This is a genomic window from Clostridium sp. CTA-19 (assembly GCF_054767855.1).
On the sequence record NZ_BAAABH010000005.1, the window covers coordinates 1 to 13,002 of the forward strand.

13 protein-coding genes are annotated in these 13,002 nt (G+C 26.4%); 4 read left to right on the forward strand and 9 right to left on the reverse strand.

Annotated elements, in window-relative coordinates; translation table 11 throughout:
- Nucleotides 1-503: 503 nt before the first annotated feature.
- Complete coding sequence (locus ACYUE0_RS04005; protein WP_460269575.1) at nt 504-1,301, forward strand: nitrilase-related carbon-nitrogen hydrolase; 798 nt, start codon at nt 504-506, stop codon at nt 1,299-1,301.
- 78 nt (nt 1,302-1,379) lie between these two features.
- Here the strand turns inward: ACYUE0_RS04005 and ACYUE0_RS04010 are convergent, their stop codons facing one another.
- Entirely contained in the window at nt 1,380-1,934 is a 555-nt protein-coding gene (locus tag ACYUE0_RS04010) for a nitroreductase family protein (protein ID WP_061996124.1), read from the reverse strand.
- Nucleotides 1,935-2,450: 516 nt separating this feature from the next.
- Here ACYUE0_RS04010 and ACYUE0_RS04015 point away from each other — a divergent pair.
- A complete protein-coding gene (locus ACYUE0_RS04015; protein ID WP_061996125.1) occupies nt 2,451-3,836 on the forward strand; it encodes a radical SAM protein in 1,386 nt (461 codons plus the stop codon).
- Nucleotides 3,837-3,871: 35 nt separating this feature from the next.
- Here ACYUE0_RS04015 and ACYUE0_RS04020 read toward each other — a convergent pair whose 3' ends face one another.
- A complete protein-coding gene (locus ACYUE0_RS04020; RefSeq protein WP_061996126.1) occupies nt 3,872-4,051 on the reverse strand; it encodes a 4Fe-4S binding protein in 180 nt (59 codons plus the stop codon).
- Nucleotides 4,052-4,404: 353 nt separating this feature from the next.
- Here ACYUE0_RS04020 and ACYUE0_RS04025 point away from each other — a divergent pair, with 353 nt between their 5' ends.
- Nucleotides 4,405-4,578: an HTH domain-containing protein gene (locus tag ACYUE0_RS04025; protein WP_061996127.1), complete on the forward strand. Its 174-nt coding sequence runs from the start codon at nt 4,405-4,407 to the stop codon at nt 4,576-4,578.
- Between the two features lie 268 nt (nt 4,579-4,846).
- Here ACYUE0_RS04025 and ACYUE0_RS04030 read toward each other — a convergent pair whose 3' ends face one another.
- From ACYUE0_RS04030 to ACYUE0_RS04060, 7 genes are all read right to left on the reverse strand, one after another.
- Nucleotides 4,847-5,161 carry a DUF1540 domain-containing protein gene (locus ACYUE0_RS04030; RefSeq protein ID WP_199869591.1) on the reverse strand — a complete coding sequence of 105 codons (315 nt, stop codon included), beginning with the start codon at nt 5,159-5,161 and terminating at the stop codon, nt 4,847-4,849.
- 136 nt (nt 5,162-5,297) lie between these two features.
- The gene (locus tag ACYUE0_RS04035) at nt 5,298-5,975 is read right to left on the reverse strand and encodes an ABC transporter ATP-binding protein (protein ID WP_199869592.1); all 678 of its coding nucleotides are present in this window, start codon (nt 5,973-5,975) and stop codon (nt 5,298-5,300) included.
- Nucleotides 5,960-6,724: an ABC transporter permease gene (locus ACYUE0_RS04040; protein ID WP_460269576.1), complete on the reverse strand. Its 765-nt coding sequence runs from the start codon at nt 6,722-6,724 to the stop codon at nt 5,960-5,962. The genes ACYUE0_RS04035 and ACYUE0_RS04040 overlap by 16 nt, the downstream gene beginning before the upstream one ends.
- Nucleotides 6,699-7,694, reverse strand: a complete 996-nt coding sequence (locus tag ACYUE0_RS04045) for an ABC transporter substrate-binding protein (protein WP_460269577.1) — start codon at nt 7,692-7,694, stop codon at nt 6,699-6,701. The genes ACYUE0_RS04040 and ACYUE0_RS04045 overlap by 26 nt, the downstream gene beginning before the upstream one ends.
- Before the next feature lie 159 nt (nt 7,695-7,853).
- Nucleotides 7,854-8,828, reverse strand: coding sequence for a M42 family peptidase (locus tag ACYUE0_RS04050; RefSeq protein ID WP_460269578.1), 975 nt, complete (start codon nt 8,826-8,828; stop codon nt 7,854-7,856).
- Between the two features lie 75 nt (nt 8,829-8,903).
- Entirely contained in the window at nt 8,904-9,935 is a 1,032-nt protein-coding gene (locus ACYUE0_RS04055; RefSeq protein ID WP_460269579.1) for a M42 family metallopeptidase, read from the reverse strand.
- The gene (locus tag ACYUE0_RS04060) at nt 9,926-10,966 is read right to left on the reverse strand and encodes a M42 family metallopeptidase (RefSeq protein ID WP_460269580.1); all 1,041 of its coding nucleotides are present in this window, start codon (nt 10,964-10,966) and stop codon (nt 9,926-9,928) included. Before ACYUE0_RS04060 ends, ACYUE0_RS04055 begins: the two co-directional genes overlap by 10 nt.
- Before the next feature lie 516 nt (nt 10,967-11,482).
- On the opposite strand from ACYUE0_RS04060, the gene yjeM reads away from it, so the two are divergent.
- On the forward strand, nt 11,483-12,985 hold the full coding sequence (gene yjeM / locus ACYUE0_RS04065; RefSeq protein WP_460269581.1) for a glutamate/gamma-aminobutyrate family transporter YjeM: 1,503 nt from the start codon (nt 11,483-11,485) through the stop codon (nt 12,983-12,985).
- Nucleotides 12,986-13,002: the final 17 nt, after the last annotated feature.

Consider the following 13,002-nt stretch of genomic DNA (forward strand, 5'->3'; position numbering starts at 1 on the left):
GGTGCACCAGACAAGGACGTCGCTTCTCCGGGTAGTCATAAAAATCAGATAAAAATCTATTTAGAGTTTCTTTGAAATTTTCACAGACTAGCATTTTAAATTTTTCATTATTACTTTTTAACACTATAAATTTAGAATTTTTAGGCTTAGCCTTACGCCTACGGGGTTCCAAGTTGACTTTTAAAATTATCCATTCCAAAACTTGGATACCTAAAATAGTGAGACATGCTCCAAATCACTTAGAATTCAACACTACATTTTATATAAAAATATTTTAAAGTTAGTGAATAAATTTAAATTTGAGCTTGTTTCCCTATAACATACTTTAATTTAAATTTTTAATATATAATCTTCAATGTAATTTTTAAAGTATATGTGTACTATAATATTTATAATTAATATTATAACATTATTTTAATCATTGGTAAAAAATGTATTTAATTAAAATTATGTGAATTATTTAAAAATTTATAAATATGTATTTTGTGAGGTGAAAATATATTATGAAATTAGCATTAGCTCAAACAAATATTAAATGGGAAGATAAAATATATAATATTAACATTGCTAAAAAATTCATATTAGAAGCAAAAAATAAAAATGTTGATTTAATTCTTTTTCCTGAAATGTCCTTTACTGGTTTCTCATTTAATGTAGAAAATTTAGGTGAAGATGACGACTTTACTATAGATAAAATCAAATTAATATCAAATGAATATGATATAGCCATTGGTTTTGGCTATATAAAAAAATGCTTTCATGAAAATACTTTATTAGGTAAAAATAAATATATAGTAGTTTATAAAAATAATATTATTTCTAATTACACTAAGATACATCCATTTTCATTTTCTAATGAAGATAAATATTTTATTTCTGGTTCATCTATAGTTTTCAGCTCTATTAAAGATATTACTTTTTCAACCTTTATATGTTATGATTTAAGATTTCCAGAAATATTTCAAATTGCCTCTAGAAAAGCTGATTTAATAACGGTAGCTTCTAATTGGCCCATAGACAGAATTGATGATTTCAAATTACTTCTTAGAGCTCGTGCAATAGAAAATCAGTGTTATATAGCTGGTATAAATAGAACTGGAGCTGACCCTTTCTTAAATTATAATGGTTCTTCTTGTATAATTGATCCTTTTGGAAAAGAAATTATTTCTATTGAGAACTCCGAACTTTTATTAGTAGCAGACATAGATAAGAATTTAGTTTTAAATCACCAAAAAAATTTCCCTTTAAAAACTGATAAAAAATACAATTTGTATAATAAATATAATAATTTATTATATTAAAGTTAAGTTCTCTAATTCAAAATTAGAGAACTTAACTTTATCTAAAACTTATTTAATTTTATGTCAAACTTACATTTACTATAATATATAAGTAAATACGTCTTCATTTCTTTCTGGTGCTACTGGTTGTTCACAATCCTTATAACCTAGTGCTACCGCATAATATGGTTTATAACCTTCTTTTAAATTTAAAATTTTAGCTTCTTCTTTATTTTCAAAGAAGTATGAAACTAATCCATTCCATAATGAACCTATATTTAAGCTTTCTGCTGCTATAAGCATATTTTGTATAGCTGCACTACAGTCTGTAAGTGGTGAATATGCACCCTCTTTACCAGAAACTATTACTACTGTAGGTGCATTATAAAAAAGAGGTCTATTTTTAGATCCTAATTTTGAAATCCATCCTATTTCTGAATTTTTCATAGACTCATTAGCTACTTCACTAATTTTATTTAAAACCTCTTTATTTTGTATTACTGTAAAATGCCATGGTTGGTCATTATGACCTGTAGGTGCATATATCGCTGATTGTATTATTGCATTTAATTCTTCTTTAGTTATTTGATTTTCTTTAAATTTTCTTATGCTCCTTCTATTTTTTATAGCCTTTAAAGTTTCATTATTAGTCATATTTTCCCTCCAAAATTTATAAATATTAAAATTATGTTTATAAAAAATTTAATCTATAATTAAATTAAATATGCTTAATAAACTTAATTATATTTATTATATTAACATTATAACTACTATATTTGTAGTATAATATAAAGATAATAGTTTTTTATTTAATTAAAGTATAAATTTAAATTCTAGGTTAGAATCCCATATAAATGTAAAAAAATTTTATTTAATATTAAATTTTAATTTCTCAGTAATATATATGTAAATTATTTAATATATTTTTTATAAAATAATATATTATGAAAATTAAATTAGCCAACTTAATATATTTTTCGTAATTATCAATAAGTCTCTATAATTTAACCTTAAATTAATTACATATAGAACCTAGTCATAGGATTACAAAAAATATTTTTTATTTTGTGTTCCTAAAATACTAATTTTTTATATGTGTGTTGCATATTATTAGTTATATTCTTAAATTAAACATATTTATTCACTTTTTTATTCATAGGGGGTATAGTTATGAATTTTAAAGATAATTTCGAAAAAAAAACAAAAGAAAGAATAATTTCTACAGTATTAGAACTTTTAGATAAAAATCCAGAATCTAATGTTGAAAGAATATTTTCACTACTTAGAAAATCAATTAAAGATGAGTATAGCCTCAAAATAGTAGAAGATGTTTATGTTCAATATTCGAATTCTCCAAATATCCAAGAATACGTCAAAAATATATTAAAAAATACAGATAAAAATTGTTTGAAAAAATTCTTTAAAAATATGCTTGGAAATGCTCTATGGTATGGGGTTAGCAAAAGAGAAAAAATAGGAACAGATAATGATATAAAAATTCCATTTACCTTACTTATAAGTCCATCCATGAGATGTAATCTTCATTGTACTGGTTGTTATGCCGCAAATTACTGTAAAAAAGATGATATTCCGTATGAGGAAGTAGACAGACTAGTTAAGGAAGCACGCGATTTAGGAATTTATTATATTATAGTTTTAGGTGGAGAACCTTTTTTCAATGAATACATGTTAGATATCTATAAAAAATATAATGACATATACTTTATGCCTTTTACTAATGGTACGTTATTCGATGAGCCTTTAGTAGATAAACTTCAATCTTTAGGTAATGTCATGCCTATGCTTTCTGTGGAAGGATTTAAAAAAGAAACGGATACAAGACGCGGTGATGGCATTTTTAACTCTGTTATGAAAGGAATGGACTTATTAAATGAAAAAGGTGTTCCTTTTGGAGCTTCAGTAGCTACTGGAAATAATAACATTAATACAGTTATTTCAAACCAATTTATTGATATGTTATATGAAAAAGGTGCTAGAATGCTTTGGTATTTTATGTTTATGCCTGTAGGTGATAATCCTGTTCAAGATATTAACTATATGCTTTCTCCAACTGAGAGACTGACACTAGGAAAAAGAACTCGTGAAATAAGAAAAGAAATGAAACTTTTCCCTATAGACTTTTTTAATGATGCACCTTATGTTGGTGGTTGCATAGCTGGAAAATATTATTGTCATATTAATTCTAAAGAGGATCTTGAACCATGTATATTCTCTCACTTTGCAACAGAAAATGTAAAAAACAAACCTTTGCTTGAAGCATTAAAATGTGATTACTTTAAGGAACTTAGAAAAAGACATCCTTACAATAAAAACTTACTACTTCCTTGTCCTATGGTAGACAATCCAGCTCAGATAAGAGAAATAGTAAAATTTACTGGAGCAAAGCCTACGCATCCTAGTGCCGAAATTATGATTAAGGATAAAGAGTTTATTGATAAAATTGATAAATTAGCTGCTAACTTTAAACCTTACGCAGATGAAGCTTTTGAAAAAGAGTTTAATAGTAAAGGTAACTATGATATGTCTAAAGGCTAAAAAGCAAAAGGGGTATCCCCCTTTTGCTTTTTTATTTAACAATAGCTTATAGCTAAGAAACCACACGCTTTTACGCATCTACCACAGCTTACGCACTTCTCTTCATCATAAATCATTCTCTTTCCTTCTCTTGTGATTGCATTTACATTACATACAGCTGCACATTTTCCACATAAAACACATTTTTTATCTTCTATCTGTATCTTTCCTTCCATAACTATCCCCCTTAAAACTAGAATCTAATACTTTTATAGACAAACAAGCTTCTATTTAAAGTTATACATCAATTTTTTGTTATCAATTAAGAAAAAATCAATATAACTATAGTTAGTTAAAAGTTTAGTAAAGTCTCACAACTCTTAACTAAAATAAGCTGTCAACTATTAGTATGATGTTAATCTTAAATTTTATCATTTGATAAATTTATAAGTTTAAAATTTAATCTGGAACTCTATACACTTATATTACATCCTATTTCTTAAATTTGTCTATATTGGCTATTGTATTATTATTTATTTATGTTATAATTCGTATTATATAATAATCATTATTGTTTGGAGGTATTAGAATGGATATTTTAGATAAAATTTTAGAAACATTAAAGGAAAACGGCGCTATGAAGGCTGGAGAAATTGCAGAAAAACTAAATGTAGATAAAAAAGATATAGATAAAGCAATAAAAAAATTGAAAACAGATGAGAAAATAGAATCTCCTAAGAGATGTTATTATTCTGCTAAATAATAGTTAAATTTATAATATAGTATTAAATTAAACTAAAAAAACACTCTCTATTAAGAGAGTGTTGTTTGCATAAAACCAAATATAACTATACTTCTATAAATATTATTTTTTTAATTATATAATATATACATACAAAGATAACATATTTTTAAGTTATATAAATATTATATATTTGTATTCTATAATTGTAAATATATTACCTAAATTATATATATTAAAAGAACTTAAATTATCAATTTGTTTACAACTTCTCACTATTCTATTTTAATTAATATCCGCAACTAAAAGTTGAGCATTCAGTTTCTACATCATTATATGCAGATTGTCCTGCTATATGTATACTCTCAGCATAACATTTTTTATCACTATTGTGGATACAATTTTCAGCTTTACATGCTATATTGACACTTGGATTAGGCTCTGTAGTACAGTTAGTAAATGCATCATTTTTTTCTCTAAAACTACTACAACAAGTTTCCTCTGAATTTACTGCACTATTTCCTGTAACATCTATTGAACTTATACAGCAATATTTTTTATTATTGTTTGCACAATTTGAAGCTGAACAACTTAATTTAGTCATAAAAATCCCTCCTATAATATTTTCTAAGTCTTTTGTTAATGATTAATGGTAATTCATATATTCTCAACTAACCACTAATTCTTATAAATATTATAAGTTAACGAGTTAATTTTTATACACTTACTTAAAATGATTTTTAATTTATTAATATATCTTTTAATTCATTATAAATATTAATATTTACATTTATAAATTCTTTTTTAACTTTTGTTGGTTTATCTGAAAGTACATATATTTTGTCAGATAATTCAATAGCTTCTTCTATATCATGAGTTACAAATATAACTGTATTTTTATTTTTATTTCTTAAAGTTTTAAAATCCTCTATTAAGACTCTTTTATTTTTTATATCTAAAGATTTAAATGGTTCATCCATAATTAACAGCCCACCTCCATAAAAGAAAGCTCGTATTATACTAATTCTTTGTCTCATTCCTCCACTTAACTCTTTAGGATAAAATTCTTTATATTTTTCCATTCCTACACTATTCAATGATTCCAAAATTTTATTTTTTAATTCTATGCCTTTATATTTTGATTTAAATACTAGTTTTAAATTATCATATATATTTAACCATTCTAATAGCCTATCTTCTTGAAAAACAAAGGAAACATCATCTTTTTTATATCCACTTACATTGCCTTCATAATCCTTTATATTTTTAGTTATTATATTTAACAAAGTACTTTTTCCACATCCTGATGGGCCTAATATACAAGTAACTTTTTCTTTTTCACACTTCATTGATATATCTTTTAAAATTTTCAACTCTCCAAAACTTTTATTAATCTTTTCAACTAAAATTTCATCCATGATTTCTTACCTCTAAATTTTCCAAATGAGCTTATTATATAGTCCACTATTATTGTTAAAATTACAATAATTACTATCCATGCAAAGACACCGGTTGTATTTAAATACACCTTTTGCAACTGTATTTCACTACCTATTGAGTTATTTGGGGCTGCTAAAATTTCTCCACCTACAACGATTTTAAAAGTTAATCCTAAAGTCGATGAAAATATCTTACCTAACCCTTCAAAAATTTTAGGTATGTATACATACCTAACAACATCTATCTTTTGTACATTATACACATCTAACATATGTATTATCTTTTTATCAGTACTAATAATATTTTTTAACAGTCCTTCATATAGTATTGGAAAAACTGCTAAAGCACCCATAAGAATTGGAGCCTTATCATTGTTTAACCATACCAATGCTAAAATCACTATTGTCATTGTAGGTATAGCTTTAAAAAGCTCTATCAAAGGTATTAAAAAATTATATATAACTTGGTTTAAAATTGAAAAAACAGATAAAACAATAGCAAAACTTAATGCTATAAAAAATGACCAAAATGACCTTTTTAGAGTTCCTAAAATTACATGTATAAAAGTTTTCTCTGTAATTATATACTTTACTTCTATAAATACTTGAAATGGTGAAGGCAACAATAATTTATTATCTATAACTTTATATAATAAAAACCATAGCATTAGGAAAAACATTGCTCCTAATGCTACTAATTTTTTATTCTTCATAATATATTTTTTCATCTGGAATTTTACCGCCAATAACTTTACCGTTAGATTCCATTAGTATTTCATAATATTTTTCATAATCTTTTTTAGAATCTTTAGCTTCTACAAATTTTAAATTTGATCTTTGTATAGCATCTTTTAGAATAGTTTTATCTACTGATATTCCAAGTTCCTCACAGTAGTTTCCTAATGTATCAGTGTTATTATTTGCAAATTCTATACTTTCTTTATATCCCTTTATAAATTTATTAACAAAGTCACCTTTATCATTTATGAGATTTTCTTTAACTATTAAGCTGCTTTGCGGATAACCATTATCTGTTTTAAAAGTTGTTTTCCACTCTTCATTTAAATCTATAATTATATTAGAAGTTGTCTTTTGAGATAAAACTTTTGTTAACATTGGTTCTGGTATTTGAGCTACTTCACATTTTCCACTTAAGAATGTAGGTGCTAATTCTGTTGCTCCACCTAAATAATTTAAAGTTATATCATTTTCTGCATCTATACCTTTTTCCTTTAATATAGCTTTTAAAACTATATCTGGTGTCATCCCTTTTCCTATAGTAGTTACAGTTTTACCTTTTAAATCTTCAACAGTTTTTATATCTTCATTTCCAATTAAAGAAAAAGATCCAAATCCACCTGTTGCAGCAAGTTTATATCCCAATCCCTTATTATATGCCTGTGCTGCTAAGTTTGATGGTACAATAGCAACATCCGCCTCTCCTGATAAAACTTTAGATGTCAATCCATCTGTTCCTTTTTCTATTGAATACTCTACATCAACAGTTTCATCAAAGTTAGGATTTTCTTTCATTATTTTTGCCATAGTAATTGAAGGTAATCCATCTGGTACAACTACCTTAACTACCTTTTTTTCCTTTGTATCTACAGTGGATATTTTATTTGATGAATTTCCGCATCCAATTAATAAAATGCTTCCTACTATAGCCATAGCTATAACTATTTTTTTTAATCTCATTTCTTATGTTCCTTTCTTAATAAGTTTTTATATATTAAAATAAATTTAAAATTTATTCCGCAATTAAAAGTTAAGGTGGAAAAACAAATTATTTAATAATAATTTTGCATTTCATACCTTAACCATATTTTTTAATTATAATCTAACTTTAAATTAATTTTAGTTGTGGATTGTTATAGTTTTTATTATAACTTTTGTTAAAAGTTCAATATCATTAACACTTATTATTTCATTAAGTGTATTTTTATAATTTACAGGTAATGATATTGCACCTGTTTTAATTCCACATAATTCCTTGTGTATCATACCACCATCTGTCCCTACTTTACTAAAAACATACTGACTTTTAATTTCATCATCTTTGCAAACATTTTCTAATAGTTCTTTCATTTCATGATGAACTATTAAATTCTTATCAACTACATGTATACCAATGCCTTGTCCAATTTTAAAGTTATCTGATGTGTTTTCACTATCAATTGCTAAACAATAATTTGGTTCTAGTTTAAATGCTGCTGCTCTTGCACCTCTTCCCCCTAATTGCTTTTGAGTAGAAAATACAAAATGCACTTTTTTCTCCAAACTATTTAACTCTAAGTTATGTTTACATATATATTGTAACGCTTTTATCATAGAATAGCATCCTATTTTATTATTTAAATTATATCCTATTATATTATCTTCTATTTCAGTTATGTTACCATATAACACAGCAACATCACCTTCTTTTACTTTTTTCAAAGCTTCTTCTTTCTCATCTACAAATAAATCTATATAAATATCTTCTATTTTAATCTCATCTTTTTCACAGCAAACTCTACCAACTGTTCCATTTTCAAAAACTACTAAATTATTCACAAAATCCTTTACTTCAAAGTTACCTATTTGATCTACTGATAAATGTCCTTTTTCATCTATAAAATTTACTATAAGACCTACTGAATCCATATGAGAAACTATCATCATATCCTTATCACTATTTTTTTTACCAATGGTAACTATTACATTATCCATTTTATCTACTTCATATTTTACTGGTAATTTTTCTAATTCTTCTATTATTGCTAACCTAATATTTTTTTCATGTCCACTAGTTCCAAAAGCTTTTACCAATTTATTTAATAATATATCCATACCAATACACTCCATTTCATATATTTTTATTATATCGAATTAAACCTTTAATATTTAAATGTAAATCAGTATATATTAAAACTTCTTTAAATAGTAATTTAACAATTTTACTGTATTTAAATAGTCCTTCTGTGATGCAACTGATATTGAAGAATGAATATATCTACAAGGTACGGAAATTGCAGCTATTTTTGAAGTTCCATTTCCCACTGTGTGAATTACACCTGCATCATTTCCACCTGCTATTGAAGATCTTCTTTGATATGGAATTTTATTTTCATCACAGCACTTAATTATTTCATCTACCATATCATTGCTAAAAATACTTTTTTTGTCCATTATTGAAATTGCAGGTCCCTTATTAACTTCAGTTGCTTTTTTATTATCTGGTATGTTGGGCATATCTGCACATATAGTTCCTTCTAGAACAATAGCCAAATCTGGTTGCACATTAAATGCAGATATATTTGCGCCTCTAGATCCTACTTCCTCTTGTACATTAAAAACCCCATATAAATCACAATTATATTTTTCTTTTAATATTTCCATAATTACTAGACATCCTATCCTATCGTCAAAAGCTTTACCTTTTATAAGATTTTCTCCAAAGCTATCATATTCTGTATCAAAGACTGCATATTCTCCATATTCAACTTTCTGCATTGCTTCATCTTTTGATTTTGCCCCTATATCTATACAACAATTTGAATAGTTAAATGGCTTTTTTCTCTCTTCAGCATTTTGTAGATGTATAGCTTTCGCCCCTATAACACCTTTTAATTTTTTTTCACCTATTAAAACTGGTTTGGATGGGATAGCTAACTGATTTACCCCACCTAAGCCTCTAAACTTTAAAGTACCATCCTTATTATATCCTGTAATTATAAATCCAACTTCGTCCATATGTGCTGCAATCATAATTTTAGGACCATTACCTTTTTTATGAGCAACTATATTTCCCATTTTATCGACTTTTACATCATCTACATAATTTTCTATTTCTTTCTTTATTATATTTCTTACTTCACCTTCATAACCTGTAGGCCCATGAGCAGAAGTTAGCTTATCTAATAAACCTCCTTTTTCAAGCTCCTTTGCTAGAAACATAAAATCCCCTCCAAATCTTCATATTTTGTTTTTTCTATAACTTTAGCTAATAACCTTCCTGCATTCTTAATATCATTTATATTTACCACCTCAACTGAAGTATGCATGTATCTCTGTGCCAATGAAAACAGTAACGTTGGTACTCCATCTGCTGAAATTTGTATATCCCAAGCATCTGTACCTGTAGCTCCAGGACATACTTCTACCCCATAAGGTATGTTATATTCTTTAGCTATATCAATAGTATATCTCCTAAGTTTCGGGTGAATATTAGGTCCTACAGATATCATTGGCCCATCTCCTAAAGCTGTATTAGAATCTTCATCTCCTAAAAAACTATTATCAAACCCAACATCAATAGCTATTCCTATATCTGGTTTTATTCCATAAGTAGCTGTTTTGGCACCTCTATGCCCTACTTCTTCTTGTGATGAACATACAAAATACACATCTAGGTCATGATTTATATTTTCAAGTTCCTTTGCACAAGAATAAAGTATTCCAATACATGCTCTATCATCTAATGCTTTCCCAGAAACATTATCATTTAAAAGTTCTATAAAATTTCTTTTTATAGTTACAAAATCTCCTACACTTATTTTTTCTCTTAATAATTCTTCACTATATCCTGTATCTATTCTTAAATCTTCTACTTTAATTGCTTTTTTTCTATCTTCATCATTAAATAGATGTGGTGGTTTCACTCCTATGATTCCTAAGATTTTTTCTTTACCATGTATGATAACTTCTTGAGAGACTAAAACCTTAGGATCAAATCCATTTTCTTCAAATTGCAAAAATCCATTTTTATCTATTTTAGTTACAACCATAAATATTTCATCAGCGTGGGCCATTAACATTATCTTTCCTTTGCCCTTACCTTTTTTCTTTATAATTACATTATTAAGATTATCTTTTGTAACTTCTCCATAATTTTCAAAAGCACATTTTATAGTATCAAATAACCAATGCTCTCTTCCACTAGGACCATGACTTTCACATAACTTTTTTAAAAGTTCTTTTTCATTCATCTTTGCTCCCCCTTTTTTCTAAATATTCCAATAAATTAATTTTACCATAAATATCTATTTTTAAATGTAACTATAACGGTTTAAATTAAATTTTTTTAATATACATTAAAAACTTTAAGTTATTTGTAACTTACAACTTTGGAATAACTATAGGGAAACAAGCTCCAATTTAAATTTATTCAATAACTTTAAAATATTTTCATACAAGATTCAGCATTGAATTCTAAATGATTCGGAGCATGTCTCACTATTTTAGGTATCCAGGTTTTGGAATGGATAATTTTAAAAGTCAACTTGGAACCCTATAAATGTATTTACTTTTTAACCAATACACATAATACCATTAACAATAATTTTTTAACAAATTTTTTTCAAACTGTATAAATCATCTATATTTAATATATGTTCAAAATTTTTTAAATTTTTATCTTGTTTTTTTCGACAAAACCCGTATAATATAATCTTGTAGCCACTAAATTATTAACAAATTGTAAACTTTGTAAAGGAGGAAATAAAATGTCATCAAATAATAATAATAAAAAATTATCTTTAACTGCACTAATATTAATGATATTTACTTCAGTTTATGGCTTTAATAATATGCCAAGATCATTTTACTTAATGGGATATGGTGCTATACCATTCTACATAATTTCATCTTTAATATTTTTTATTCCATTTGCATTTATGATAGCAGAATATGGAGCAGCATTTAAAAATGAAAAAGGTGGTATTTTTTCTTGGATGGAAAAATCAGTAGGACCTAGATATGCTTTTGTTGGAACTTTTATGTGGTACACATCAGCAATAATTTGGATGGTTAATATATCGTCTACTATTTGGATTCCACTTTCTACAGCTATTTCTGGAGTTGATAAGACTTCAACTTGGACTATATTTGGATTGAGCTCTCCTAAAACACTTGGAATTTTAGGAATTTTATTAATAATACTTATAACTTTTATATCTACAAAGGGGTTAGATAAAATAAAAAAAGTTACTTCTATAGGTGGTACTGCTGTTGCATTACTTAATATTTTACTTATAGGTGGAGCTATAATTGTATTAATAGGCAATGGTGGAAAACTTGCTCAACCAATAGATTCACTTTCATCATTTATTTCTTCACCAAATCCAGCTTATACTAGCCCTATATCTATTCTGTCATTCTTAGTTTTTGCAATTTTTGCATTTGGTGGAATAGAAGTTGTTGGTGGTCTTGTTGATGAGACAGAAAATGCTGAAAAAAACTTTCCAAAAGGTTTAACTTTTTCAGCTATAGTTATAGCTGTTGGTTATGCTGTTGGCCTATTTTGTATAGGAATATTCACTAATTGGGATAAAACATTATCTTCTGATGTAGTTAATAAAGCCAATGTTGGTTACATAGTAATGAATAACCTAGGATATACTCTTGGAACAACATTTGGTGCTAGTGAAGCAGTATCAATATCAATTGGTAACTGGATTGCTAGGTTTGTTGGACTTTCCATGTTACTTGCATTATTTGGAGCATTTTTTACTATGACATATGCACCAGTAAAACAATTAATAGAAGGTTCTCCAAAAGGATTATTCAACGATAAAATATCTAAAGTTGAAAATGGAATACCTGTAACTGCAATGAAGGTTCAAGCCGTTGTTGTAATTGTAATAATTGCATTAGTATCTTTCGGAGGAGATGCCGCTACTAAATTCTTTGATATATTAATAGCTATGACAAATGTTGCAATGACTATACCTTATATGTTCTTAGCAGGTGCTTTTATATCATTTAAAAGAAAAGATGAAATTAAAAAGCCATTTGTAATGTTTAAAAGTAAATCAGTATCTTTAATATTAACTATAATTGTTACAGCTACTGTTGGCTTTGCAAATATATTTTCTATAATAGAACCTGCTATTAATAATGACTATGTCACTTCAATATTCAGTTTAGCAGGACCATTAATATTTACAGTAGTTGCATTAATCTTATATTCAAATTACGATAAAAAAAAGAAAGCCAATAAACTGTAAAACAAAAACATTGACAA

What these genes read in the sequence shown, in the direction of transcription:
- ACYUE0_RS04055 (WP_460269579.1), bottom strand. Translation starts at nt 9,935, where the DNA reads ATGTTTCTAGCAAAGGAGCTTGAAAAAGGAGGTTTATTAGATAAGCTA.
- yjeM (WP_460269581.1), top strand. Translation starts at nt 11,483, where the DNA reads ATGTCATCAAATAATAATAATAAAAAATTATCTTTAACTGCACTAATA.
- ACYUE0_RS04015 (WP_061996125.1), top strand. Translation starts at nt 2,451, where the DNA reads ATGAATTTTAAAGATAATTTCGAAAAAAAAACAAAAGAAAGAATAATT.
- ACYUE0_RS04010 (WP_061996124.1), bottom strand. Translation starts at nt 1,934, where the DNA reads ATGACTAATAATGAAACTTTAAAGGCTATAAAAAATAGAAGGAGCATA.
- ACYUE0_RS04040 (WP_460269576.1), bottom strand. Translation starts at nt 6,724, where the DNA reads ATGAAAAAATATATTATGAAGAATAAAAAATTAGTAGCATTAGGAGCA.
- ACYUE0_RS04045 (WP_460269577.1), bottom strand. Translation starts at nt 7,694, where the DNA reads ATGAGATTAAAAAAAATAGTTATAGCTATGGCTATAGTAGGAAGCATT.
- ACYUE0_RS04060 (WP_460269580.1), bottom strand. Translation starts at nt 10,966, where the DNA reads ATGAATGAAAAAGAACTTTTAAAAAAGTTATGTGAAAGTCATGGTCCT.
- ACYUE0_RS04030 (WP_199869591.1), bottom strand. Translation starts at nt 5,161, where the DNA reads ATGACTAAATTAAGTTGTTCAGCTTCAAATTGTGCAAACAATAATAAA.
- ACYUE0_RS04025 (WP_061996127.1), top strand. Translation starts at nt 4,405, where the DNA reads ATGGATATTTTAGATAAAATTTTAGAAACATTAAAGGAAAACGGCGCT.
- ACYUE0_RS04050 (WP_460269578.1), bottom strand. Translation starts at nt 8,828, where the DNA reads ATGGATATATTATTAAATAAATTGGTAAAAGCTTTTGGAACTAGTGGA.
- ACYUE0_RS04020 (WP_061996126.1), bottom strand. Translation starts at nt 4,051, where the DNA reads ATGGAAGGAAAGATACAGATAGAAGATAAAAAATGTGTTTTATGTGGA.
- ACYUE0_RS04005 (WP_460269575.1), top strand. Translation starts at nt 504, where the DNA reads ATGAAATTAGCATTAGCTCAAACAAATATTAAATGGGAAGATAAAATA.
- ACYUE0_RS04035 (WP_199869592.1), bottom strand. Translation starts at nt 5,975, where the DNA reads ATGGATGAAATTTTAGTTGAAAAGATTAATAAAAGTTTTGGAGAGTTG.